This window comes from Sanguibacter inulinus (assembly GCF_013415325.1).
In the GTDB taxonomy this organism is placed as follows: Bacteria; Actinomycetota; Actinomycetes; order Actinomycetales; family Cellulomonadaceae; genus Sanguibacter; species Sanguibacter inulinus.
In genome coordinates this window covers 1-23,541 of sequence record NZ_JACBYE010000007.1, presented here as the reverse complement: position 1 = coordinate 23,541, position 23,541 = coordinate 1, and the positions used below count along the sequence as shown (strand labels likewise).

At 71.9% G+C, this 23,541-nt stretch carries 24 protein-coding genes; 13 read left to right on the top strand and 11 right to left on the bottom strand.

Features of this window, described 5'->3' with window-relative positions; all coding sequences use genetic code 11:
- Position 1 precedes the first annotated feature (1 nt).
- From HZZ10_RS04390 to HZZ10_RS04380, 3 genes are all read right to left on the bottom strand, one after another.
- Positions 2-670: a copper resistance CopC family protein gene (locus HZZ10_RS04390; protein ID WP_179912562.1), complete on the bottom strand. Its 669-nt coding sequence runs from the start codon at positions 668-670 to the stop codon at positions 2-4.
- Positions 671-989: 319 nt separating this feature from the next.
- A complete protein-coding gene (locus HZZ10_RS04385) occupies positions 990-1,673 on the bottom strand; it encodes a hypothetical protein (protein WP_179912561.1) in 684 nt (227 codons plus the stop codon).
- 3 nt (positions 1,674-1,676) lie between these two features.
- Positions 1,677-2,036 carry a winged helix-turn-helix transcriptional regulator gene (locus tag HZZ10_RS04380; RefSeq protein WP_235533873.1) on the bottom strand — a complete coding sequence of 120 codons (360 nt, stop codon included), beginning with the start codon at positions 2,034-2,036 and terminating at the stop codon, positions 1,677-1,679.
- 65 nt (positions 2,037-2,101) lie between these two features.
- Here HZZ10_RS04380 and HZZ10_RS04375 point away from each other — a divergent pair, with 65 nt between their 5' ends.
- The gene (locus tag HZZ10_RS04375) at positions 2,102-2,938 is read left to right on the top strand and encodes an SDR family oxidoreductase (RefSeq protein WP_179912560.1); all 837 of its coding nucleotides are present in this window, start codon (positions 2,102-2,104) and stop codon (positions 2,936-2,938) included.
- Positions 2,939-3,030: 92 nt separating this feature from the next.
- Here the strand turns inward: HZZ10_RS04375 and HZZ10_RS04370 are convergent, their stop codons facing one another.
- A complete protein-coding gene (locus HZZ10_RS04370; RefSeq protein ID WP_056131251.1) occupies positions 3,031-3,663 on the bottom strand; it encodes an isochorismatase family protein in 633 nt (210 codons plus the stop codon).
- Positions 3,664-3,824: 161 nt separating this feature from the next.
- Between HZZ10_RS04370 and HZZ10_RS04365 the strand changes: the two genes are divergently transcribed.
- The 9 genes from HZZ10_RS04365 to HZZ10_RS04330 all read left to right on the top strand — a co-directional run bounded on the left by HZZ10_RS04365 (position 3,825) and on the right by HZZ10_RS04330 (position 12,884).
- The gene (locus HZZ10_RS04365; protein WP_179912559.1) at positions 3,825-4,772 is read left to right on the top strand and encodes a GlxA family transcriptional regulator; all 948 of its coding nucleotides are present in this window, start codon (positions 3,825-3,827) and stop codon (positions 4,770-4,772) included.
- Positions 4,773-4,911: 139 nt separating this feature from the next.
- On the top strand, positions 4,912-6,318 hold the full coding sequence (locus HZZ10_RS04360) for a TY-Chap domain-containing protein (RefSeq protein ID WP_179912558.1): 1,407 nt from the start codon (positions 4,912-4,914) through the stop codon (positions 6,316-6,318).
- A gap of 69 nt (positions 6,319-6,387) precedes the next feature.
- The gene (locus HZZ10_RS04355) at positions 6,388-6,834 is read left to right on the top strand and encodes a MarR family winged helix-turn-helix transcriptional regulator (RefSeq protein WP_056131242.1); all 447 of its coding nucleotides are present in this window, start codon (positions 6,388-6,390) and stop codon (positions 6,832-6,834) included.
- A 168-nt stretch (positions 6,835-7,002) separates the two neighbouring features.
- Positions 7,003-8,421 carry an MATE family efflux transporter gene (locus tag HZZ10_RS04350; protein WP_179912557.1) on the top strand — a complete coding sequence of 473 codons (1,419 nt, stop codon included), beginning with the start codon at positions 7,003-7,005 and terminating at the stop codon, positions 8,419-8,421.
- Positions 8,422-8,562: 141 nt separating this feature from the next.
- Positions 8,563-10,074, top strand: a complete 1,512-nt coding sequence (locus HZZ10_RS04345; RefSeq protein ID WP_179912556.1) for a SpoIIE family protein phosphatase — start codon at positions 8,563-8,565, stop codon at positions 10,072-10,074.
- Between the two features lie 131 nt (positions 10,075-10,205).
- Positions 10,206-10,355 (top strand): DUF8730 family Cys-rich protein, encoded by a 150-nt coding sequence (locus HZZ10_RS19130; protein WP_506344873.1) that lies wholly within the window; start codon positions 10,206-10,208, stop codon positions 10,353-10,355.
- 16 nt (positions 10,356-10,371) lie between these two features.
- Complete coding sequence (locus HZZ10_RS04340; protein ID WP_179912555.1) at positions 10,372-11,361, top strand: glycosyltransferase family A protein; 990 nt, start codon at positions 10,372-10,374, stop codon at positions 11,359-11,361.
- 161 nt (positions 11,362-11,522) lie between these two features.
- Complete coding sequence (locus HZZ10_RS04335) at positions 11,523-12,272, top strand: PAS and ANTAR domain-containing protein (RefSeq protein WP_056131234.1); 750 nt, start codon at positions 11,523-11,525, stop codon at positions 12,270-12,272.
- 153 nt (positions 12,273-12,425) lie between these two features.
- On the top strand, positions 12,426-12,884 hold the full coding sequence (locus HZZ10_RS04330) for a hypothetical protein (RefSeq protein ID WP_179912554.1): 459 nt from the start codon (positions 12,426-12,428) through the stop codon (positions 12,882-12,884).
- Positions 12,885-12,910: 26 nt separating this feature from the next.
- Here the strand turns inward: HZZ10_RS04330 and HZZ10_RS04325 are convergent, their stop codons facing one another.
- The 3 genes from HZZ10_RS04325 to HZZ10_RS20005 form a co-directional block, all read right to left on the bottom strand.
- Positions 12,911-13,723, bottom strand: a complete 813-nt coding sequence (locus HZZ10_RS04325; RefSeq protein WP_179912553.1) for a GAF and ANTAR domain-containing protein — start codon at positions 13,721-13,723, stop codon at positions 12,911-12,913.
- A gap of 146 nt (positions 13,724-13,869) precedes the next feature.
- Entirely contained in the window at positions 13,870-14,565 is a 696-nt protein-coding gene (locus HZZ10_RS04320; protein WP_056131227.1) for a GAF and ANTAR domain-containing protein, read from the bottom strand.
- The gene (locus tag HZZ10_RS20005) at positions 14,562-15,269 is read right to left on the bottom strand and encodes an ANTAR domain-containing protein (protein ID WP_179912552.1); all 708 of its coding nucleotides are present in this window, start codon (positions 15,267-15,269) and stop codon (positions 14,562-14,564) included. Before HZZ10_RS20005 ends, HZZ10_RS04320 begins: the two co-directional genes overlap by 4 nt.
- 304 nt (positions 15,270-15,573) lie before the next feature.
- Here HZZ10_RS20005 and HZZ10_RS04310 point away from each other — a divergent pair, with 304 nt between their 5' ends.
- The 3 genes from HZZ10_RS04310 to HZZ10_RS04300 are packed head-to-tail and all read left to right on the top strand — an operon-like array spanning position 15,574 to position 18,879.
- Entirely contained in the window at positions 15,574-16,950 is a 1,377-nt protein-coding gene (locus tag HZZ10_RS04310) for an ABC transporter substrate-binding protein (protein WP_179912551.1), read from the top strand.
- A gap of 1 nt (position 16,951) precedes the next feature.
- Complete coding sequence (locus HZZ10_RS04305; protein ID WP_179912550.1) at positions 16,952-17,911, top strand: carbohydrate ABC transporter permease; 960 nt, start codon at positions 16,952-16,954, stop codon at positions 17,909-17,911.
- Positions 17,908-18,879, top strand: coding sequence for a carbohydrate ABC transporter permease (locus HZZ10_RS04300; RefSeq protein ID WP_179912549.1), 972 nt, complete (start codon positions 17,908-17,910; stop codon positions 18,877-18,879). The genes HZZ10_RS04305 and HZZ10_RS04300 overlap by 4 nt, the downstream gene beginning before the upstream one ends.
- 67 nt (positions 18,880-18,946) lie before the next feature.
- Here the strand turns inward: HZZ10_RS04300 and HZZ10_RS04295 are convergent, their stop codons facing one another.
- From HZZ10_RS04295 to HZZ10_RS04280, 4 genes are all read right to left on the bottom strand, one after another.
- Positions 18,947-20,620: a glycoside hydrolase family 32 protein gene (locus tag HZZ10_RS04295; RefSeq protein ID WP_179912548.1), complete on the bottom strand. Its 1,674-nt coding sequence runs from the start codon at positions 20,618-20,620 to the stop codon at positions 18,947-18,949.
- Positions 20,617-21,588, bottom strand: coding sequence for an ABC transporter ATP-binding protein (locus HZZ10_RS04290; protein ID WP_179912547.1), 972 nt, complete (start codon positions 21,586-21,588; stop codon positions 20,617-20,619). Before HZZ10_RS04290 ends, HZZ10_RS04295 begins: the two co-directional genes overlap by 4 nt.
- A complete protein-coding gene (locus tag HZZ10_RS04285; RefSeq protein ID WP_056131221.1) occupies positions 21,585-22,514 on the bottom strand; it encodes an ABC transporter ATP-binding protein in 930 nt (309 codons plus the stop codon). Before HZZ10_RS04285 ends, HZZ10_RS04290 begins: the two co-directional genes overlap by 4 nt.
- Positions 22,511-23,541: ABC transporter permease (locus tag HZZ10_RS04280; RefSeq protein WP_228087055.1), on the bottom strand; the 1,031-nt coding region annotated here is incomplete at its 5' end. The genes HZZ10_RS04285 and HZZ10_RS04280, both read right to left, overlap by 4 nt.

The window sequence follows — 23,541 nt, the reverse complement described above, 5'->3', positions numbered from 1 at the left end:
GTCAGAGCGACGCGTCGTCGGGCGGGGTGGCGCGGCGGCGCGAGGGGCGCACGGCCACCCAGAAGACGAGCGACGCGGCCAGAGCACCCAGGACGCCGACGACGACAGGCCGCACCCAGGCCGGACCGGCCGCCGGGTCCGCGGCCGAGACGGCGGCCTCGGGCTGGTCGCCAGCCGAGCCGGCTGCCGGGTCCGCAGCCGAGCCGGCAGCCGGGTCCGCAGCCGAGCTGTCGGACGGTCCCGCCGGAGGGGCCGACCCCGTCTCGGAGCCCGAGGTCGGAGCGGTGTCTCCCACAGAGAAGGGGATGACCCCGGTGATGGGGTGCCCGTCGGAGGACACCACCCGCCACCGGACCTCGTACGACCCGTCAGGGACGTCGTCGGCGAGCTCGGTGACCACGTCGGGGCCGTCGAGCACAGGGTCGCCGACGGTCCAGGTGGTCCCGGCGTCGTCGGCGACGATCACCGCAGGGCCGATGGCGAGGATCTCGTCGGAGAACCTCAGCGTCACCTCGGTCGGGGCGACGTCGAGGTGCTCTCCCACACCGGGAGAGCTGTCGAGCAGCTGGTCGTGCGCGGCTGCCGGCTGCGCAGCGACCGCGACGAAGAGCGCGAGGAGCGCTCCTGTCCCGGCCGTGCGCGAGGCAGCACGGAGTGAGCGTGCAGTCATGGGGGTTACGACCTTCGTCGAAGGTCCGCGAGCACCAGCGGGCACCCCGTCGAGCACGACGACCAGGCCCGTCGCCCGGAGGGCAGCGAGCAGCACCACCACGCACCGAGGCGCACGGCAGTCGCCTCGGTGCGAGACGCGCCGCGGTCACCGCCGTGCGGCGAGCGGCACCACCGTCGACCGTGGCCAGCACAGTGCGGGCCGCCCGTGGCAGGCAGGGAGTCGTGAGAGACGAAGAGTCCGTCAGGCAGGCGCGGAGACGTCAGGAGTCAGCACACCCCGCGCCGTCGAGGTGACGAACGGGTGCTGACAGGGGGTCTCAGGCCAGCGCGTGCGCCGGCGGACCGCGCCTGACGACGCACGACCGCACCACGGAGAGCGGCGCCGGGACCCAGACGCCCTCGTCGCCCGACAGCGCAGCCCGCGGGTGGGCGGGCAGCACGAAGAGCCTGACGACGGGCAGGAGGAGGAAGGAGACGAGGCGGTCCGCCAGCCCGGTGAGCCGGGCGAGGACGACCTCACCACGGCGGAGGGTCACGACGGTCAGGGCGGCAGCAGCGGCGTGCGCGAGCATCATCCAGAGACCGCCATGACCAGCGTGGCCCGCGTGGGTCGCAGAGCTGGCCGCGGACCCGACGGTCAGGACGACGGGATCGACACCGTGCCCGGCGTGCGGGCCGGCCCCGCCCACGACGGCGACGGTCACGCTGCTCGCGGCACCCACGACGAAGAGCGTGTGGAACAGCAGCTGGCTCAGCGCGACGGAGACCGACAGGCGCAACCACGAGCGTCGCAGGCCGGCGAGGGCGATCGAGGCCGAGGTCGCGAAGACCAGCGGGACGAGGACGCCGAGCAGACCGGGCATCGCACCGCCCGCCAGCACGTGGGAAGCCAGGGCGACGAAGGTCGAGAAGGCTGCGGCGAGCGCGCCGCGGCCGAGGCGAGCCGGACGCGAGACGGCACGGGCGGGCACGGCTAGCACCTGCTCCCCGGTCGTCTGCATGACCTAGATCCTAGGGGACGCTCGATCTTCGGGGACGCTCGACGAGACAGGAGGGACGGAGAGCGCCCAGCTGTTCATCGCGTCGAGGACCGTCCGGAGCTGTCCGCCCACCTCGGTGAGCTCGTAGACGACCCGCGGCGGGATCTCGGCGTATGCCGTGCGGGTCACCAGCCCGTTGCGCTCGAACTGCCGGAGCCGGTTGGTAAGGGTGTGCGCGCTGATCCCGGGGAGGCGGTCTCTGATCTGGGTGAACCTGAGCGGCCCGTGCAGCAGCTCGCGCACGATGAGCGTCGCCCAGGGACCGTCGAGCAGGACGAGGAACCGGGCGACCCCGCACTCAGGGGCTTCGTCGACATCTCTCACGAGGCCGATCGTAGTCCCTCGGTGCAGTTGACGTAACCGATGCATCGTATGCACTAATGGCTCCCATGACCTACATCGTCCACGGCGCCACAGGCGCCCAGGGAACCCCCGTCGCCTCCCTCCTCTCCGCTGCCGGTCACCACGTGACCGCCGCAGTCCGCACCCCGAGCACCTACGCGGGACCCGGCACAGCCGTCGCCGTCGACCTCTCCGACACGGCCTCGCTCGTCGAGGCCTACACCGGGGCAGAGGGCGTCTTCGTCCACCTGCCGATCGGCTCCCCCGACCAGCAGGTCGCCTACGCCCGCACCATCGCCGACGCCGTCGACGCCGCCCGCCCGGGCCGCGTCGTCCTGTCGACGAGCGGGTACACCCTCGACGACCCCGCCAGCGCCGTGAGCATCCTGGCCGAGCGCCTGACCGCCTCGGGGGTGTCGAGCGCCGTCGTCCAGCCCAGGCTGTACCTCGAGAACCTGCTGCTGCCCGTCGTCATGGGCCCGGTCCAGCAGGACGGCGTGCTCGGCTACCCGGTCCGGGAGGACTACGCGGTGTCGTGGAGCTCCCACCTCGACGTCGCCGACGTCGTGCTGCGCCTTCTGGAGGACCGGGCGATCACCGGGACCGTCGGTGTCGGCGCACTGCCCGGCCTGCTCGGGTCGGACCTGGCCGAGGGCTTCGCCGAGCACCTCGGACGCCCCGTCCGCTTCGAGGCCATCACCCCCGACGCCTTCGAGCAGCTCATCACGCCCCTCTTCGGTCCTGCCGCGTCGTCGGTCGTCGACTCCTACAGGTGGCGCGCGACACAGCCCCACGAGCTCGTCGACGAGGAGACCAGCGCGCAGCGCCGGCTCGGGATCACGCCGCGGACCGTCGCCCAGTGGCTGGGTGACATCGGCGTGTGAGCCGCGAGCGCCGAGGCGCGACGCACGAGAGCGGGGTCCTGGACCGTCGGCCCAGGACCCCGCTCTCGTCGGCTCGGCAGCCCCTGCGGGTCTCAGCCCGCGTGCTGCGCTCCGAGCATCGCCGAGGCGACGAGGTTGTCCTTCTCCAGCACGGTGCCGTCCGTGACCGCAGCCGCCCACACGTCGGTCGAGGCGACGGCCGCGAGGTTGGACTGGAAGATCGCCATGAGCGTCGTGTGCACGGTCTCGGCCGAGACCGACCCGACCGAGTTCGCGATGTGGATCGCGCCCGTCGCGTCCGAGAGCACCTCGGCGGCGAGGCCGTGCGTCTCGGTCTCGGCGACCGAGGCGAGGATGCAGTTGTTGGTCATGTACCCGGCGAAGGTCACGGTGTGGACGTCGTGCTCGCGCAGCCAGTCGACGAGGCCGGTCCCGGCGTAGACCGTGCCGTACTGCTTCGTGACGGACGTCCACGCCGGGGTCCGGCGCCGCTCGATCTCCGGGTGGATCTGGTACCCCGGGGTGGTCGGGTCGAAGACCGGCGCACCCTCACCCGCGACGTGCTGGACGGCGACCACCGGGATGCCTGCGGCAGTCGCGGCGTCGACCGCCTGGGCGATCCGGGCGAGGGAGTCCTCGCGCGGGGGGAACTGGATCTCGAGGGGGCCGTCGAAGTAGTCCTGCTGGACGTCGACGAGGACGAGTGCGCGACGAGGGGTGCTCATGGTGTCTCCTGGGTGCTGGTGGGGCTGAGGACTGGTGGTCCGGTCGGGGTGCCGGCGGCGACGAGCCTCGGCACCTCTCGATCCTGCCGCTGCGGACCCTCACCTACCACTGGCCCGTATGCTGACTTCCGATGAGATCAGGCCACGATCGGAGACCTCCTGTGCGCTTCGCCGTCTACGCCTTCGACGACATCACGATGTTTCACCTCGCAGTCCCCCAGATGGTCTTCGACGAGGTCACCCGGCAGGGCCTCGGCGACTGGTCGACCGTGCTGTTCTCCGAGCGCGCCGGCCGCGTGCGCACCGCCGAGGGCTACACGGTGTCCGGCATCGAGGGCATGCGCGCCGCGAGCGCGGCCGACGTGGTCGTCGTCCCCTCCTGGCTCGCCGACGGCCGCTCCCCCAGCCCGGTGCTCCTGCGGCTGCTCACCCAGGCCCATGCCCGCGGAGCCACAGTCGTCGGTCTGTGCCTCGGGTCGATGGTCGTCGCCGACTCCGGTCTCCTGGACGGCCGCAGCGCCGTCACGCACTGGCACGCCGTCGACCAGCTGGCCGCCCGGCACCCGGGCATCGCTGTCGACGCCGCGGCGCTCTACGTCGACCACGGCGACGTCCTCACCTCGGCCGGGACGGCCTCCGGGCTCGACGCCTGCCTCCATCTCGTGCGCACACGCCTGGGCGCGGCTGCAGCCAACACCGTCGCGCGGTCCCTCGTCGTCGCCCCGCACCGCGAGGGCGGGCAGTCCCAGTACATCGAACGGCCCGTCGCACCGCGCGCGGCGCCAGACCCTGTCGCGGCAGCCTGCGAGTGGGCGCTCGAGCACCTCGACGACGACCTGAGCGTCGACAACCTCGCCGCGGTCGCCCACATGAGCCGGCGCTCTTTCGTGCGGGTCTTCCGCGCCTCGACGGGCACGGCCCCGGCGGCCTGGGTCCGCTCGCGGCGTCTCGACGAGGCCCGCAGGCTCCTCGAGACGACGGACCTCGCGGTCGAGCGGGTCGCCGCGGCGTGCGGGTTCGGCAGCGCTGTCACGCTCCGGCAGAACTTCGCGAGCGCCTTCGGCAGCACCCCGACCGGGTACCGCCGCCGCTTCGACGCCCGCGTGTAGCCGCCGGGACCGTCGAGCCGACGGGGTGCCCTCGACTCCCTGTCTCCAGGGGCGGTGACCAAGGGACGGTGGCGCAGAGCCTGGCTATCATCGGCCTGACGAGCGGCGACGAGCAGCGACGAGCAGCGACGGGGGCGGCATGGAGCAGGAGACGTCAGGACCCGTCCCACCCTCTGGCCTGCACGGGATCTTCGAGGGCGTCCTCTATCCGCTGCGGTTCCACAAGGGCGGCTGGGCCTTCAGGTCGGACCACCCGGCTGCGGGCTTCACAGCAGACGGCGACGTGCTCGTCCGGATGATCGCGGTAGACGACCAGGTCGAGTGCTTCGGCTTCAGGCACACCGGGACGTACAGGGGTTTCGAGGTCGCCGTGCTGCCGCGCCCCGACGGCGACCTCGTGCTGGTCTCGACCGACAGGTCGGCGACCGAGCAGGGCTTCACGGCTCACGAGCTCCGACGCGGTGGCACGGACTGGCGCACGACCGTCCGAGCCGGGGACCCGGGTCTGCGCGTGACGAGCGTGCGCAGACCGCTGCCCGTACCGTGGGCCGACCACCCCGAAGAGGTCCTCCCACCCCGCGGCGGCGACCGGTCTGCAGCTGCTCCAGGAGCACGCCCGGACGGTCCCGCCCGCGGCCTGAGCCCCTCGGCGTTCCGGAAGAACGGTCTGTACGCACAGCGCGGGAGCGCCGAGTACAGGCTCGTGCGCCAGAGGGACGGATGGGTGCTGCACACAGACCGCCCCGAGGACGGCTTCACCCGTCGGCACGACCGCTACGTCCGGGCTGTCGCACCGGGCGAGCAGCTCGAGTGCTTCACCCTCGCCCACACGGGGGTCTTCCACGGGCTGGTCGTCCGCGTCGACCCCGGGAACGCCAGACTCGTCCAGCTCTCGACCCGCGACCGCCGTGCCCTCGAGGACGGGTTCATCCCCTTCGGCTTCGAGCGTCGGGAGATCCAGGAGTACGTGCGGACCGTCGCGGTCGACGACCCCGGCCTGAGCATCACGACCACCAGGACCCCGCTGCCCGCCCCGTGGGTGCAGGAGGCTCCGCGATCAGCGCGGACCACGCCGCCGCCCAGCTGGGGAGCCTTCACCCACGCTCTTGCCGAGACCTTCCGTGACGTCTCCGACCGCACCTACCTCGTCGTCATGTCGGCGGCGGACCCCAGACGGTACGTCCAGGTCGCCGGCGGACCCAGCCTGCTGCACGCCGAGGCCCCCGGGACCGACGTGGTCGCCGACGCCGACGAGGACGCCCTGCACGCCGCGGACTGGGCCCCGCCCGGACCTGCGCAGCCGAGCTGGACGTGGGAGCTCGAGCAGCCAGCCGCGGGCGCCGACCTCACGGCCCTCGCCGAGCGCTGCGTCAAGGCGCTGCGCCACGCCTACGGCATCAGCGGTCCGAGCGCGCTCGTGTACCGAGCCTGGCGCGACCCGGAGACCATGCTCCCCGGGGAGACGTGGTCGGCCGAGCGCATGGAGACCTACGACCGGGGTTCGAGCGCGCTCGCGCTGCCCTCCCTCGGCCTTCCGGCTGTCTGACCGGGCAGCAGCCCACCAAGAATAGTTCGAGGGTTGACAGTTAGATCTCTAACTACTATTTTCATGAGCATGGACCCCGACGAGAACCGCTTCGACCGGAGCCTCGAGCTGATCCGCTGGATCGGCCTGGCGCAGCGCAAGGCGGCTGAAGAATGGATCCGCGAGCGCGACCTCAGCCATCCGCAGGGGTTCGTGCTCGGTCATCTCGCACGGTCCCCCGGGGCCATCCAGCGGGACATCGCCGCGGTCAGCCGCACGAGCGCGGCGAGCGTGTCGAGCCTGCTCCAGGGTCTCGAGCGCCGCGGTCTGGTCGAGCGCCGCTCGGAAGACGGCGACGAGCGTCGCAAGCGCGTCTACGTCACCCCAGCCGGTGAAGATCTCATCGCTGGTTTCGACGAGGCCCTGCTCGCGGCCGACGAGAAGATCTTGGCGCCGCTCGACGAGGACGAACGCACGACCCTGCACACCCTGCTGACCAAGATCACTGCCGAGCTGCCGCGCCCCACGCGCGACTGACCCCGCGGCTCTCCTAGGGCGACCGTCCTGACGGACGTGGTCGACCCTCTCTCCGGCGCGCCCTGATCCCTCGGGAGGGCGAGCCGCCGACTCACCGACCCCACATGCATCGTCGCCGCGCCGGCGCTCGTCGGCGTGCGCTCGAGCCTGCCCAGGAAGAGGCCTCTCATGAGCACCGACACCCCCACCAGCAACCGCTGGTACCTCTCGACAGCACCGGTCCTGCGTGCACTCGTGCACCTGTGCATCCCCATGGCGGCGGCGATGATCGTCAGCGCCGTCTACAACGTCGTCAACGCCGGGTTCATCGGCTCCCTGCACGACAGCGCCCTCCTCGCCGCCGTGACGCTCGGCGCCCCTGTCCTCGCCCTCGTCATGGCTGTCGGCGGCGTCTTCGGCGTCGGCGGCGGGGCTCTCGTCTCGCGGCTGCTCGGAGCCGCAGAGCACGACCCGGCGAGCGCGCAGCAGATCAAGCACGTCTCGTCCTTCGCCGTCTGGGGAGCTGTCCTGACCGGGGCGGTGGTCGGAGGTCTCGGCCTGCTGCTCCTCGACCCGCTCGTCACGCTGCTCGGCGCTGACGCGACGGCCGCCCCGGCGACGCGGGCCTTCGTCGGGGTGATGCTCGCCTTCGTGCCGGTCCTCACGGCGGCCTTCTGCCTCGAACAGCTCGTCAGAGCCGAGGGCGCAGCACGCCAGGTGATGACAGGGCTGATCCTGTCGACGGTCCTCAACGTCGTGCTCGACGTCCTCTTCATCCTCGTTCTCGACCTCGGGGTCGGCGGTGCGGCGCTCGCGACGGGCCTGTCCAACCTCGGGCTCGTCGGGTACCTCGGCCTCTGGCTGCACAGGCACAGCGAGCACACCAGCCTGGCACCGCGCTGGTTCACGCTCTCCCCCGCAGTGCTGCGGCCGGTCTTCGGCGTCGGGGTCAGCGAGCTGTTCCAGGCGTCCTTCCTCGTGGTCACGGCACTGGTCCTCAACAACCTCGCCTCGGCCTACGGTGACGACGCCCTCGCTGCGATGGGTGTCGCCGTGCGCATCGCGCAGGTCCCGGAGTTCCTGGTGATGGGCGTGACCCTCGGCGTCCTGCCGCTCTTCGCCTATGCCTACGGCAAGGGCGACCGCGAGCGCCTCAGGAAGGCCGTGCGCGTCTCCGCGCTGACCGTCGGCGGGCTCGTGCTCGTCGCCGCGACGGTGGCCCTCCTGCTGCGCGAGCAGCTCGTCTCCGCCTTCACCGCCGACAGGGCGGTCCTCGCGATCGGCGTCACGGTCCTCACGGCCCAGGTGGTCGCGATGATCGTCAACGGCTTCACGGGGCTGCTCACCTCGCTGTTCCAGGCGACCGGGCGGGCCGTCCCGGCGATCGTCATGTCGACGTCGCAGGGCGTGCTGTTCATCCCTGTCGTCCTGCTCGGCAACCTGTGGTTCGGGCTGCCGGGGATCATCTGGTCGCTGACGGTGTCGGAGGGGATGGTCCTCGTGCTGGGCGTCGTGCTCTGGGTGGCCTACCGCAGGTCGATCGACCGAGGCCTCGCCGAGGGCAGCGAAGAGCGCGCCGAGGCCGCGCTCGAGCAGGCCGAGGCGTAGCCGGGAGCCTCCCCGCACGCACCCCCGGAGACCTCTGGCACGCGGGTTCCTGGGCCCCAGGGCGCAGGAACCCGCGTCGTCTTCGGCTCGTCCCCAGCATGCCTGCGCGGCCCAGGCCGCGGGATGTGCCACTCTTCCGGTGTGGAGAACTTCCCGGGGGCCCAGAGTCTCGAGGCGCGCGCCGAGCAGATGGTCGCGCTGTTCGGCTCGTCGACCGTCGGTGTCGCGACGGGGTCCGTCGACAAGGTCCTCGAGGCCAACGACGAGATGCTCCGCATCTTCGGTCGCACCCGGGACGACCTCGCCGCAGGGCTCTCCTGGATGGACGCGGGCCGTCCGGCCGACGCCGAGCGCGACGCCGCGGCCTTCGAGCACCTGCGCCAGGACGGCAGCACCGTCGTCGTCAAAGAGCTCTTGCGCCCCGACGGCGTCGGCGTCCCGACGCTCGCCGTCCTCGTCGCGACAGGCCGCGGCCCGCTCCGGTGGGTCGCCGTCGTCGTCGACCTGTCGGGCGACGAACGCCTCAAGCACCTCGCCTGGTCCGAGGCCGCGATCGTCTCGACCCTCCTCGAGGACGCCCCCGTCGGCTTCGCCTTCATCGGCACAGACCTGCGCTTCGTCCGGGTCAACCGCGAGCTCGCCGCGATGAACGGCTTCACGGTCGCCGAGCACGACGGCGCGCACGTCTTCGAGCTCCTGCCCGACCTCCGCGAGGGCGCCGAACCGCTCCTGCGCTCGGTCCTCGCGGGTGGCGAGCCCATCCGGGACGCCGAGATCGTCGGGTCCACCCCCGCCGAGCCCGGGGTGGTGCACACCTGGCTCGAGTCGTTCTTCCCGGTCCGCACAGGCGACGGGCCCGTCCTCGGGGTCGCGGCCATCGCCCGCGACGTCAGCCGCCTGCGTGCGCTCCAGGACGAGCTCGCCGCCACGACGCTCAGGCTCAGCCGCGCCCTCCACGAGATGCAGGACACGCTCCAGCCGACGGTCCTGCCCTCGGCCGCCGGGTACACGGTGACGATCCGGCACCTGCCGGCCGACTCCGAGGTCGGTCTCGGCGGAGACTGGTACGACGTGACCCGCACGGCTCACGGTCAGCTCGTGGCGAGCATCGGTGACGTCGTCGGGCACGGTGTGGAGGCGATCGGTGCGATGGCTCGCGCCAGCTCGGCGCTGCGCGCCTACGTCCACGAGGGGCACTCCCCCGACCACGCGCTCGCCCACCTGGACAGGCTGCTCGGTGCTACTCGTGAGGCGATGGCCACTGCGGCCGTCGTGAGCGTCTCGATCGAGGACGGCCTGGTCAGGTACGCGCGCGCCGGTCACCCCTACCCCTTGGTCCTCAGCCCTGACGGGACCGTCCGCACCCTCCGCGACGCCCGCGGCCCCATGCTGGGCGCCCTGCCCGACGCGACCTACAACCCTGCCGAGGTGGTCCTCGAGCCAGGGCAGACCCTCTTGCTGCACACCGACGGACTCGTCGAGCGCCGCGGCGAAGACCCGGCCACGAGCGCGCGGCGGCTCGCCGACGCCCTCACCGAGGGTGCGTCCCTCGGCGTCGAGGCTCTCGCCGACCTCGTGCTCGAGCGATGCGTGGAGGCCGGTCTGCGCCGCGACGACGCCTGCCTGCTGGTCGTCAGGCGCGACCTGGTCTAGCGTCGCCGGCCGACGCCGCGACGAGGACCGCCCTGACGAGCGCAGCGTCCACGAGCTCTGTCCGACTCAGGCACACTGGTGAGGGCTCACCTCTCGCAGCCCACACCCCATCACGAAGGACGAGGACCCTCATGTGTCAGCCGGTGACGTGCGCACGCTGCGGCAAGACCACCTGGGCCGGGTGCGGCCTCCACGTCGACGAGGTCATGGAGCACGTCGCGCAGGCTGACAGGTGCCCCGGGCACGACGAGCCCGGGTCCGGGCACTCCGCCAGCGCCTGACCCGGACGGCACCCGCGTGAGCACCCCGGAGCACGACCGCGAGTCCCACCACGGCGGCGCCCGCCTCGACCGCGCCGCCCCTCTCCTCCGTGACGAACGGCTTTCCCACGACGCCCCCCGGAGCGGCGCGGCAGGACCTTCCGTCGGGGTCGTCGTCACAGCCTTCGACCAGGGACGGCAGATCTGCGAGGCTGTCGGCTCGATCCTCGCCCAGACCCACCCGGTCAGCGAGGTCGTGGTCGTCGACGACGGGTCGACCGACCCCGACAGCGTCGCCGCCCTCGACGATCTCGGCGCGCAGACGCACGGCTCGCCGACAGTCAGGGTCCTGCGCCAGGCGAACTCCGGCGTGTCAGCCGCCCGCAACGCCGGGATCGCAGCGCTGAGCACCGAGGTCGTCGCCGTGCTCGACGGAGACGACCTGTGGGAGCCCACCTTCGTCGCGTCGACCCTCGCCGCGCTGGTCCAGGACCACGACGTCGTCGCCGCCTCGTCCTGGCTCTCGATGTTCGGGGTCGCCGCAGGGGTCGTCGAGCCTGCAGGCGGCTCCGTCGAGGCCTTCCTGCCCAGGAACGCCGCGCCGGCCTCCCTCCTGCTCCGCCGCGAGGACTGGCAGCGGGCCGGCGGGTACGACGAGACGATGACCCAGGGCTTCGAAGACTGGGACTTCTACCTCAGGCTGCTGCGCCGACCCGGCACCCGGGTCGAGGTCGTCCGCGAGCCGCTGCTGCGCTACCGCACCCACCCGACCTCCGCGAACGTGCGCAGCATGGAGGCACGCGTCGCCCGCTACGCCCAGGTGGTCGCGAACCACCGGGACACCTTCGCCGCGCACCTCGAGGCAGTGCTCCTCGGGCTCGAGGCGATCTCGACGGCGCGGCTCGCCGCGTGGGAAGACCTCGTGGTCGCCGACCCGTCCGCAGAGGTCGGCCCGGTGACCTTCGGTGACGGCGGCATGGCGTCTGCCGTCCGGATCGCGACGGCACGCGCGCGCACGACCTCCTGACCATGCTCGGTCGTGCTGCCCGGTCGTGCCACGCCCGAGCGTGCCGCGCTCGACCCCATGACCAGACCCCCAGGTCGTGGCGTCGCAGCCCTCGTCCTCGTCTATGATTGGTCACCGGTCGGGCAGTGGCCGTCAGAGTGAGAAGTCTGAGGAGCACTGTCATGCACGCCCGTCCGACCAGCAGGCGCGAGTCGCCGGACGCACCCCCCAGCACCGAGGGTCCCGTCGAGGTCCCAGCGGTCCCAGCGGCCCCAGAGACCGACCGTCAGCTTGCCGGCACGTTCCGGCTCGAGCTCCCCGCCGAGCGGTGGACGTGGTCGGACGAGGTCTACCTCATGCACGGCTTCGACCCGGGCGACGTCGTCCCGTCGACCGATCTCATCGTCTCGCACAAGCACCCCGAGGACTCAGCGCACCTTGTGGGACTGCTGCGCGAGGCCGCAGCGGGCCCCACTCCCTTCAGCTGCGTCTACAGGATGCTCGACGCCCGTGGCTCGAACCGCGTGCTGGGCATCGTCGGGAGCGGGCGGCGCGAGGGCGGCACCGACGAGGGCGGCCACGGTACGACGACGCTCGAGGGCTACTTCGTCGACCTCACCGACAGCTACCGCGAGGCCGTCCAGCGCGAGGCGACGGCGTCGATCCTCGCCTCGTCGTTGAGCCGGTCGACGATCGAGCAGGCCAAGGGCATCGTCATGGCCGCGCTCGGGGTCTCGGGCGACGAGGCCTTCGCGGTGCTGCGACGGTTCTCCAACGACTCCAACACCCCGCTGCGCGAGGTCGCCGACCACCTCGTCTCCGGGTTCCTCACGACCCCCTCGGTCCCGCTGCTCGACGACGTACGCAAGCACCTCGCCCGGGTCGACCCCAGGCGGGAGCTCGCGACGCCCGCGGGCGACCCCGACGTCTGACCGTGTCCCGGTGGTCTGTGGCGCTCTGAGCAGCACAGACACCGTCCAGCACGGCCGGGCCGCTCGCGGTGCGCCCGCGCGCGCGGGCGTGTAGCGTCAGAGCACGGGTCTAGCAGGCGGCTCGGACACCACCCTCACCGGAGGTCCGCCGTCATGCCTGTCGCCATGAACGAGTCCACCCAGCAGAACGCCCTCCAGCAGGGTCTCGCCGTCGGTTGCCGCGCCCTCGGCATCACCGAGATCACCGCAGACTGGGACAGCGTCAAGCAGTCGTTCAGGCGCGCCTGGCTCACCTGGGACCACGCCCACACCATGCCCGCGATCCGTCACGACCTGGTCCACAGCTCGATCCGGCCGGCCCTCGTCAGGAGCAAGACCCGCCCGGGCAGCCTCATCGCCTCGTGGAGCTGCGAGGGGTCCTTGCGCCCCCTCGTCCGTGAGGACATCGCCCCGGGGGCGCTGCCCGACCTCCTGGCCCTGGTGACCGCCATCAGCCTCGAGGACTGGATCGAGCTGACCCGTTCGCTCGTCGCAGGCCTGGACGACCACGACGTCGTCCACGAGGACTACTCCCGGCAGGCGACGTCCGGCACGCCAGAACCGGCGATCTGACGAGCTCCCACCCGGAGGCGGCGCCGTCAGCTCTTCTCTGGTGCGGAGCCGCCGGGGGCGCTCGAGGACGTGTCGATGCCCGGGATGCGGCGCGTCGCGACGATCTGCTGCGCGACGTCGGCGAGCTTGGTGTTGGAGTCCTGAGAGATCCGGCTGAGCACCGAGAAGGCGTTGGGCGCGGAGAGCCCGTAACGCTCCATGATCACGCCCTGAGCCTGGCCGATGAGCGTGCGGCTCGCGACGGCCGACTCGAGCTGTTCTTCGGTCTGGGCCGCCTGGAGAGCTGCCGCGGCGACAGCGGCGAAGGTCCCCGCGAGCGCCTGGTCGGCGGCGCTGAAGGCACCTGGCTCCGTGGCGTAGAGGTTGAGCGCGCCGTGCTTGGTCTCGGTCGTGTAGAGCTGGAGGCAGAGCATGCTCCGCACCCCGAGACGCTCGGAGACGGCTGGTCCCCAGCGAGGCCAGCGTGAGTCGGCGACGACGTCGTCGGTCCGCACGACCTCTTCCGACCGCACGGCGTCGAGGCAAGGGCCCTCGTCGAGCTCGTACTGCATCTCGTCTCCGAGGCGGACCGCCTGGTCGGTCGCGGCGGCCGTGGTGATCTCGCGCCGGGTGATGAGCGAGATCCCCGCTGCGGCGCACCCGGGGACCATGCTCACGGCGAGCTCGACGATCCCGTCGAGCGTCTCCTGGACGCTCGGCTCGACCGCGAGCAACCTCGCGGCGGCGGCCACCCGGTCCGGGAGATCCACGTCGCCAGAGGTGGCTCGGTCGAAGGTGTCGTCGAGGCTCGTCGCGTCGAGGCTCGTCGCGTCGGAGACTCTCTGGTCCTGGGTGCTCATCGGGATCCTCTCTGGCTGGCCGTCCCGGTGCACGTGCCTGGGCCACCGGAGGCCTGCGCCGGGACGGGACGTCCGTCGGACCAGCGCGAGTCTGCCCACGATACCGTCCCCGCAGCACCCCTTCCAAGAGACCGCCGTCCGGGTCCTCAGTCCCGCCGCTGCGCCTCACGGAGCACGGCGTCCGCGACCTCGCCGAGAGAGCGCGTCGCGGCCCGCTCGACGAGGGCGTCGTAGGCGGCGTCCATGTCGAGGTGCTCGGTCTGCGCGAGGACGCCCTTCGCCTGCTCGATACGCACCCTGACCTCGAGAGCCTCGCGGATCCTCGCGTGGATCGCGCTCGTCTCCCCCAGGCCCGGCCGGGCGATCGCGACCGTCGCGAGGTCGGCGAGGCTGTGGGCGACGGAGAGGTCTTCCTCGCTCCACGGGTCCTGCCCGCGGCCGAAGAGGTTGAGACCGCCGATCGCGTCCCCCCGCCAGGCGAGCGGGATGGCGTGCACGGACCTGAAGCCCGCCGCGACCACGGCCGCCCCGACCTCGGGCCACCGTCCGACGATCTCGTCTTCACCGACCGCCGTCACTGCCGTGCCCAGCTCGATGGTGTCGACGCACGGTCCGCTCTCGTGCATGGCCTGGTAGATCTCGAGCTGGGTCGCCGTGTGCGACGTCGCCGTGAGCAGCTGCAGCCCTGTCGACTGCTCGCTGACCAAGATCGCTGCAGCGTCGACCGGCAGCACGCGCAGGCACTCCTGCGTGAGCCTGGAGACCACGTCGGTGATCTCACGGTCCTGGACCAGGAGCGCCGTCATCTCGGCGAGCACCCCTGCCGATGTCGGTGCACTCATGATCGCTCTCTTCCTGTGCTGTCGTCGTCAGAGGCAAAGTTGAGCCGTCGTGAGACCAGGTCGTCGGAGACCGCCTCGATCGTGGTCCCCTGAGCGTAGGCCCTGGCCCTGATGAGGGTGAGCGCGTCCTCCGGCGACACCCGGAGCTGCGCGACCACCATCCCCGTCGCCTGGTGGACCCGCGCCCTGGCAGGCCAGGCCACGAGGTCGGTCGGGTCTGCGTCCATCGACTGCAGGAGCGCCGCCCCGACGATGTCGGCGAGGGTCTGGGCGTCCTCGGGCGGCCTGCTGAGCGCCCGGCGGCGCGAGGTGTACACGGCCAGGACCCCGAGGACCTCGCCGGCCACCCGCATCGGGTACGCCGAGATGGTCACGTCTCCGGCGGCATGTCGGAGCTCGTCCATCACCAGGGACGGGGTGGCCGAGGCCGTGACGACGCTGACCTCGGCGAGGTTCGCCGTCTCGCGAGCGCTGCGGGTGGGACCTGCGTCGAAGATCTCCTGGACCGACTCGATCCGGCGAGCCACGGTGTTGCTCGCAGCGAGCGGGAAGGCAGGCATGGAGTCGGGCGTGAGGACGATCGACCCGCCGTCGGCCGAGAGCATCATCACCGCGGCGCGGCACAGCCTCACCGGCAGGGAGTCAGAGGGCGGGACCTGCGACATGTGCGTCGCGAGCTCGGCGAGGATGCTCACATCGTCCACTGGTGCCTCCACAGCGCCTGCCGGCCCGGTCTGTGCGCCGCGACCTGGCGCAGCGCACCGTGGGTCGCAGGACGCGCTCACCTCAGGAGGGTATCCCAGCGGGGCCTCTTCCTCGGGGCACTCCTGTGGATGCAGCCCCGTTCCGGTGGAGCACTTCACCCGCTGGTGCCACACTGTGCTCAGGTGAAGCAGATCGCCGCTCGTGCACCCGTGGTGCGCCGGGTGGCCTGCGGCTGCGCGGCCGCCCCCAGGTGCCATCTCCCCTGCTCAGGGCCTCGCGCCCGCGCCCCAAGGAGCACACCTCATGGCTCACCCCACCCGCGTCGGCACAGCCGCCCTCGCGTTCTCCCTCGTCCTCGCCGGCTGCGCCCAGGGCACAGGCTCGAACGGCGAGACACCGGAGTTCAGCCCCGACGCCCCGCTCGAGGGCGAGCTCTCGATCATGGGCTTCGGCACGGGCGACGAGATCGGCCAGGTCCGGTACGACCGCGCCGTCGCCGCGCTCGGCGACGTCGACTTCTCGCTCTCCGAAGGGGCGCTCGACATCCAGGCCTTCCTCTCGGCCGTCGCGTCGGGCAACCCGCCCGACCTCGTCTACGCGAGCCGTGACCTCATCGGCTCCTTCGCGTCCCGGGGCGCCGTCGTGCCGCTCGACCAGTGCGTGGAGGCCGAGGGGATCGACGTCGACGCCTTCGACCAGGCGGCCGTCGACCAGGTGACCTTCGCCGGGTCCCTGTACGGGGTCCCGGAGTTCAACACGGTCCAGGTCGTCATGGCCAACGCGGACCTGCTCTCGGCGGCGGGGATCACGGTCGACGACGTCGACGGCTCGGACCGGGCCGCGGCGACAGCCGCGAACGACGCGCTCACCCGCCAGGACGGGGGCAGGCTCTCCGTGATCGGCGTCGACCCGAAGCTCCCCGAGTTCTTGCCGCTGTGGTCCCACGCGCTGGGCACCGACCTCATCTCGGCCGACGGCCGCACCGCGCAGCTCGACGACCCGGCGGTCCTCGAGGCTCTCGAGTGGGCCATCGACCTGTACGACGCGCAGGGCGGGTTCTCCGGGGTCAAGTCCTACCGTGACTCGGCGGACGCCTTCGGGGCGGGCAACCAGCTCGCGACGGGGGCGCTCGGCGCGATGCCGATGGAGCACTGGTACGTGAACGTGCTCAACGAGTCGTCGCCCGACGCGCCCCTGACCTTCAGCACCGTCAAGGACGCCGAGGGCGAGCCGATCGCCTACGCGGGCGGTTCGGCCTGGGCCGTGCCGACAGACGCCGAGAACCCCGCGGCAGCGTGCGCCTTCGCCCGCCTGATGACCGAGACCGACGCCTGGACCGAGGCCGCACAGGCCCGCGCGGACGCCAGGGCGGAGAGCGGCACGCTCTTCACAGGGCTGCTCACAGGCAACACCGAGGCCGACCAGCTGATCCGTGACGAGCTCGTCCCCGCCGACGCCCCGGCCCCCTGGTCCGAGGCGATCGAGGCCACCTACGAGGCGAACGAGCACACCTTCAGCCTGCCGGCCAACCCCGCAGACAACGCCTTCAAGACCGCGTGGCAGGACGCCGTGAACCGGGTGCTCAACGGTCAGCAGGAACCCGCCGAGGCACTCGCGCAGGCGCAGACCGAGGCGCAGGCTGCGCTCGACGACGCGTGGGCCACCTGGGACGAGCGCTGACATGACCGCACCCAGCACCCTCCGGACGCTCGGCGGGACCTCCCGCCGGCGACGTCCGGCGAGCACCACCCGGGAGCGCCGCGAGCGACGCACCGCCCTGTGGTTCATCAGCCCGTGGATCGTCGGGTTCCTCGTCTTCACAGCCTGGCCGATCATCTACAGCCTGTACCTGTCCTTCACGGACTACGACGTCATCAACGACCCGCAGATGGTCGGGCTCGAGAACTACCAGCGGCTGCTCGACGACCCCAAGATCGCCCTGTCCCTGCGCAACACGCTCGTCTACACGGCCCTGCAGGTGCCCGCGTACGTGCTCGTCGCGCTCGCCCTCGCCCTGCTGCTCAACGAGGCCGGCCGCTCGGCGGGGTTCTTCAGGACCGCGTTCTTCCTGCCGAAGATGACACCGCCCGTCGCGGCGGGCGTGCTGCTCCTGCTCCTGTTCAACGGCCAGTACGGGATCGTCAACGAGGTGCTCGGCTGGTTCGGCATCGACGGACCGGCGTGGACCACGGACCCGGCGTGGATCAAGCCAGGGCTCGTGCTCCTCAGCCTGTGGAGCGTCGGCTCCTCGGTCATCATCCTGCTCGCGGCGCTGCGCGACGTCCCGACCGAGCTCTACGACGCCGCCCGCGTGGACGGGGCCGGGTACTGGCGCCGGACCGTCTCGGTGACGATCCCGATGATCAGCGGGGCGCTGTTCTTCGTCGTGGTCATCAACACCATCGGGGCCTTCCAGATCTTCACCGAGGCGTACACCGCGTACTTCGGTGCGGGGAGCTCCTCGTACTCCAACGACGCAGCGCTGTTCTACGTCATCTATCTGTTCCAGCAGGGCTTCGAGTTCCTCGAGATGGGCTACGCCTCGGCGATGGCGTGGCTGCTGTTCCTCATCATCATGGCCGTGACCGCCGTCCAGCTCGTCGTGTCCAAGCGCCTCGTCCACTACCAGGGAGAGCGATGACCACCCCAGCAGTAGCCGACAGGTCCGGGGCCGACGAGCAGCCGGGGCAGGGCACCCGCGCCGCCGTCCTCGGCCCTCCTCCCCAGGCTCCGGTCCTCCCGCCGGCCGGGAGGTCCCGCGAGCGCTCACGCCGACGCACCGGACGGATCGCGCTGCGCACCGCCGTGGTCGCGACCCTCGTCCTGCTGACGGTCGTGTTCGTCTACCCGTTGGTGTGGCTGCTCAGTGCCTCCTTCAAGCCGCGGTCCGACGTCTTCGACAACCGGCTGATCCCGAAGACCTTCACCGTCGAGAACTACCTCACGGTGTGGCAGGAGGCGCCGATCGCCCTGTGGCTCGGCAACACCCTCGTGGTGACAGCCCTCGCCGCGGTCACCGTCACGCTCACCAGCGCCCTCGTCGCCTGGGGCTTCGCCTTCTACAGGTTCCGCGGGCGCGGGCCTCTGTTCACGCTCGTCCTCGCGACGATGATGCTGCCCGGGGCGGTGACGCTCATCCCGACCTTCCTCATCTGGAACCAGCTCGGTCTGGTCGGGACCAACGTGCCGCTCTGGGCCGGGAACCTCTTCGGCAGCGCCTTCTACATCTTCTTGCTGCGGCAGTTCTTCCTCGGGCTGCCACGCGACCCCTTCGAGGCGGCGATGCTCGACGGCGCGAGCAGCTGGACCATGTTCTGGCGGATCGCCCTGCCGCTGTGCAAGCCGGCGATCGTGCTCACCTTCCTCTTCGAGGCGCAGGCGTCGTGGACCGACCTCATGCGTCCGCTGATCTACCTCCAGGACTCAGACACCTTCACCATCCCCCGCGGGCTCAAGGCCCTCGTCGACCAGTTCGGCGCGGGCGGGGAGTCTCAGTGGGAGGTCGTCGTGACGGCCGGCGTGCTCACGACGGTCCCGATGATCCTGCTGTTCTTCCTCGGCCAGCGGTACTTCGTCGACGGGGTGGCCACGACGGGCTCCAAGGGCTGACCCGCCGCGGACGGCGGCTGCTCAGACTCGACCGCCGCCGTCCAGTCAACGGGTGCGGAGCCCCCCGTCAGCGGGGGCGGAGCTCGCGCGGTCCCGACCAGATGTCGGCCATGCTCCAGGCGTCGATGCTGCTCACCTGCGCTTCCGGGCTGCTCCGGAGGACGAGGCCGTCGGCGCCCGGGTCTTCGGGGTACGAGCGGGCTGTGAGGGCACGACCGTTCGCGAAGACCTCGAGCGCCGAGCGGTCGACGAGGACCCGGAGGGTCACCGCACCGTCCTCGTGCGGGACCGGTCCGCTGCGGGGGGTGGCGTCGACCCCGGGGTCGACGCTCGCCGCCGACCTGTCGAGCACCAGGTCGAGGTCGAGATCGGGATCCTGCGGCCTGTCGAGGCGGACGACGGTCTGCTCCCCCGACTCCTCAGAGACCAGCACCGCAAGCTCGACCCACGCACCGGGCGCGAGCGTCACCGTGAGGACGAGGTCGCACTGCCGCCCGTCGACCCGGGTCGGGTCGAGCACTGTCGTCCCCGGGCGCGGCTCGACGACCACGTGGTCTCGGCGGAGCGCCTCGACCTCGCGGACGGGCGCGGAGACGAGCTCGCCGTCCGCCCCCGCGCTGACGTCGCGCGGCAGGGACATGACACCGGACCACCCGGCTGCGGCGGCCGCGTCGTCGCTGCGACCCTCCTGGAGCCACCCGAACATCACCCGGCGACCGTGGTCGTCCGTGGTGGACTGCGGCGCGTAGAAGTACCGGCCTCCGTAGTCGAGGCGTCGCAGCGCCGCCGGGGTGAAGGTGTCGCCCTCGTAGCGGCCGAGGAGGTAGAGCGGGTGGTGGGTCACTCCCTCGTCCCAGGCGGAGAAGACGAGCGCGTGCCCCCGCTCCGGCGGGAGCTCGGCGCGACCGGCCGGGACCTCGAAGAGGTCGACGCACTCCCACATCGTGCCCGTCCAGTCAGGTGCCCCGGGTGCTGGGTCGGAAGCGTCGCCGACCACCAGCGGGCCGACGTAGCGCCAGCTGCGCAGGTCGTCGGACTCGTAGAGCAGGGCGGTCCCGCCCTGCCCCCGCAGCCCCGAGCCGATGAGCTGTCGCCAGCGGCCGTCTTCGCGCCAGACCGAGTGGTCGCGGAAGGCGACGGTGTCGAGGTCCGCGGGCGGACCGGCGATCACGGGGTTGGCGGGATCTTTGGTCCAGGTCCGCAGGTCGGCGGAACCGACGGCGATCGCGGCGGACTCGCTCTCGCCGCGACGTGCGGAGTAGACGATCGTCGGCACGCCGTCGTCGTCGACGAGCACGCCGGACCAGCAGCCGTCGGAGTCGGGCGCGTCGGGGCCACCCGGCTCGAGGGCGATGGGCGCGTCCTCCCACGTGACGAGGTCGGTGCTCGTCGCGTGCCCCCAGTGGATGCGGTGGTGCCGCGCCTCGACGGGGTTGTACTGGTAGAAGAGGTGGTAGACGCCGTCCCGCTGGCTCACGCCATTGGCGTCGTTGAGCCAGCCTGCCGGCGACGTGAAGTGGAAGCGGGGGCGGTGCCTGTCGGACTCGGCACGCGTGACGAGGTCTGCGCCGCTCAGGGCGATGGTCTCGGACAGCTCGGGGCTCCAGGTGGTGTCGTGGTGATCTTCGTCGTGGCGACCGGTCTCGGCCTGCAGGGGCGGTGCGGGCGCTGAGGCCCGCAGCCCTGGAGGCGCTAGAGGTGCTGGGGGCGCAGGTGCGGCGGCAGGTGCGTGCGGTCTCATGCCAGACCGTCGGCCGGCTCGGCCACCCAGTGCTGCGACGTCGCGTCGACGGTACGTCGCACGACGGCGCGCGGTGCGTGCTCGGGGCCGAGCCACCGCTCGACCTCGCGTCGCATCTCGGCGCGGCGCACCGGGTCGTAGGACCCGCTGCGCTCCGGGTCTGGCACGGCGGAGAGCAGCAGCTGCGTGTAGGGGTGCACGGGGTCGCCGAGCAGCGCGAGCGACTCTCCGCCCTCGACCGCCCGTCCGCGGTACATGACCACGGTGCGGTCTGCGAGGTACCGCGCCGAGGCGAGGTCGTGGGTCACGTAGAGGATCGACACCCCGGTCTCGTCGCGCAGCCGGCCCAGCAGGTTGAGGATCCCGATGCGCACCGAGACGTCGAGCATCGACGTCGGCTCGTCCGCGAGGATCAGCTGTGGCTCGGCCCCGAGGGCGCGGGCGATCGAGACCCGTTGACGCTGCCCGCCCGAGAGCTCGTGCGGGAACCTGTCGAGGTAGCTCGCGTCCAGGCCGACGGTCTCGAGCAGCTCAGCCGCGCGGGCCCGGGGGTCGCGCCGGGCCTCGGGCGAGCCGTGCAGCTCGACCGAGCGCGTGACGACGTACTCGATGCGGTGCACGGGGTTGAGCGAGCCGAAGGGGTCCTGGAACACCATCTGCACGCGCCCGCGGTAGGCCCGCGAGGCGCGTCGTCGCTCGGTCCGCAGCACGTCCTCGCCGTCGACCACGATGCGCCCAGACTCAGGGGCCTCGAGACGGGCGACGCACCGGGCGAGGGTGCTCTTGCCGCTGCCAGACTCCCCGACGAGCGCGACGATCTCGCCCGTGCCGATGTCGAGGTCGACGCTGTCGAGGGCTCGGACCTTGCGGCGCGAGAGCATGCCCCCGACGGTGAAGGTCTTGCTGAGCCCCTCGACGCGCAGCGCGGACTCCGCGGTCGGTGTGGTCTTCTCGGTCGTCGCGCTCATCGGAGTGCCTCCTCGGTCTGGTGCGTCGGTCCGCTGTCGGCGTCGAGCGCGACCCAGCGCCCGGGCCGCACCTCGCGGAGGTCCGGGACGTGGTCGAAGCGGACGCCCTCCGCGAGACCCGTCAGCGGGACCCGAGGTCCGCTGATCGGCGGGAAGGCGTTCATCAGCGCGTCGGTGTACGGGTGCAGCGGGTCCCGGAAGATCTCGCCGGCCGGGGCGCGCTCCACGATCCGCCCGCCGTGCATGACGCCGATGCGCTGGGAGAGCTCGATCATGAGCGACATGTCGTGCGTGATGAACAGGACGGCGAAGCCGAGCTCTTCCTGGAGACCGCGGATCTGCGCCATGATCTCCTGCTGGACCACGACGTCGAGGGCTGTGGTCGGCTCGTCGAGGATGAGCAGCGAGGGGGTGAGCGCGCAGGCCATCGCGATCACGACCCGCTGCCGCATGCCGCCCGAGAGCTGGTGCGGGTAGGACCTCAGCCGACCCCGGTCGATCCCGACCATCTCGAGCAGACCGCCCGCCCGCCGCAGGGCGTCGCGCTTGCTGCTCCGTTCGTGGGTGGTGAACACGTCGGCCAGCTGGTCGCCGACGGTCATCACGGGGTTGAGGGAGTTCATGGCGCTCTGGAACACCATGGCGACCTCGCGCCAGCGGAACCTGCGCAGCTCCTCGGCCGACATCGCGAGGACGTCGCGGCCACGGAACACCACCCGTCCGCCGTCGATCTCTGCGGGGGGCTTGAGCAGCCGCATGATCGCGTTGGCGACCGTGGACTTGCCGCAGCCCGACTCGCCGGCGAGGCCGAAGATCTCACCTTCGCCGATGGTCACGTCGACCCTGTCGACGGCCCGGACCGTGCGCTCGGCCGTGCGGTACGTCACCGAGAGGCCCTCGATCTCGAGGACTGGTGCGCTGCTCATCGTGCGGTTCCCTTCGTGCTCCCGGCGGCGCCGGTCTCGGTGACCGCCCCAGGCCCGGTGGCTGCAGCCGTCACGGGCGTGGGGTCTGTGGCCGACCGGCGGCGGGCCGGTGTCCGCAGGCGGGGGTTGGTGATCTCGTCGACCGCGTAGTTGACGAGGGCGAGCGCCAGGGCGACGAGCGCGATGCAGGCTCCCGAGGGCACGAAGACCCACCAGGCTCCCGAGAGCAGCGCTCCGTCGTTGCTGGCCCAGTAGAGGTTGGTGCCCCAGCTCACCGTCGAGCCGTCGCCGAGACCGAGGAACTCGATCCCGGCCTGCGCGCCGATCGCCCCGATGATGCAGGCGAGCAGACCGCTCATGACGATCGAGGCCATGTTCGGCAGGATCTCGCGGAACATGATGCGGGACGGCCGCTCCCCGGTGACCACGGCCGCCGCGACGAAGTCCTTGCCGCGGATCGAGAGCGCCTGCGAGCGCAGCACGCGGGCCGAGCCTGCCCACCCGGTGATGATGAGCACCACGACGACGGTCCCGATCCCCGAGGGCAGGAAGGCCGCGAGGATGACGAGCAGCGGCAGGCTCGGGATGAGCAGGAACACGTTGGTGAGCAACGACAGCAGGCTGTCGGTCGTCCGGCCCGCGTAGGCGGCGAGCAGCCCGACGACGACCCCGATGAGGGTCGAGGCAGCACCGGCGACAAAGCCGACGAGCAGCGAGCTGCGTGCGCCCCACGCCGTGAGCGCGAGCACGTCCTGTCCCTTGGCCGTCGTGCCGAGCAGGTGCTCGGCGCTCGGTGGCAGCGACCCTGTCGCGGTGATGTGCATCGGGTCTCCGGGGAAGACGACGGGTGCGAGGAGCGCCGTCGCGACGAAGACGAGCAGGATGACCAGCCCGGCGAGCGCCTTGCGGCTGCGCAGCAGGTAGGCGAGGAGACGGCGTCCGCCCCGGGCACGCCGGGCGGCGCCCGAGCCGTCCTGGAGCGCGTCGGGGCTGGAGGCCCCGGGGCCGTCGGGGGCGGGGACTGCTG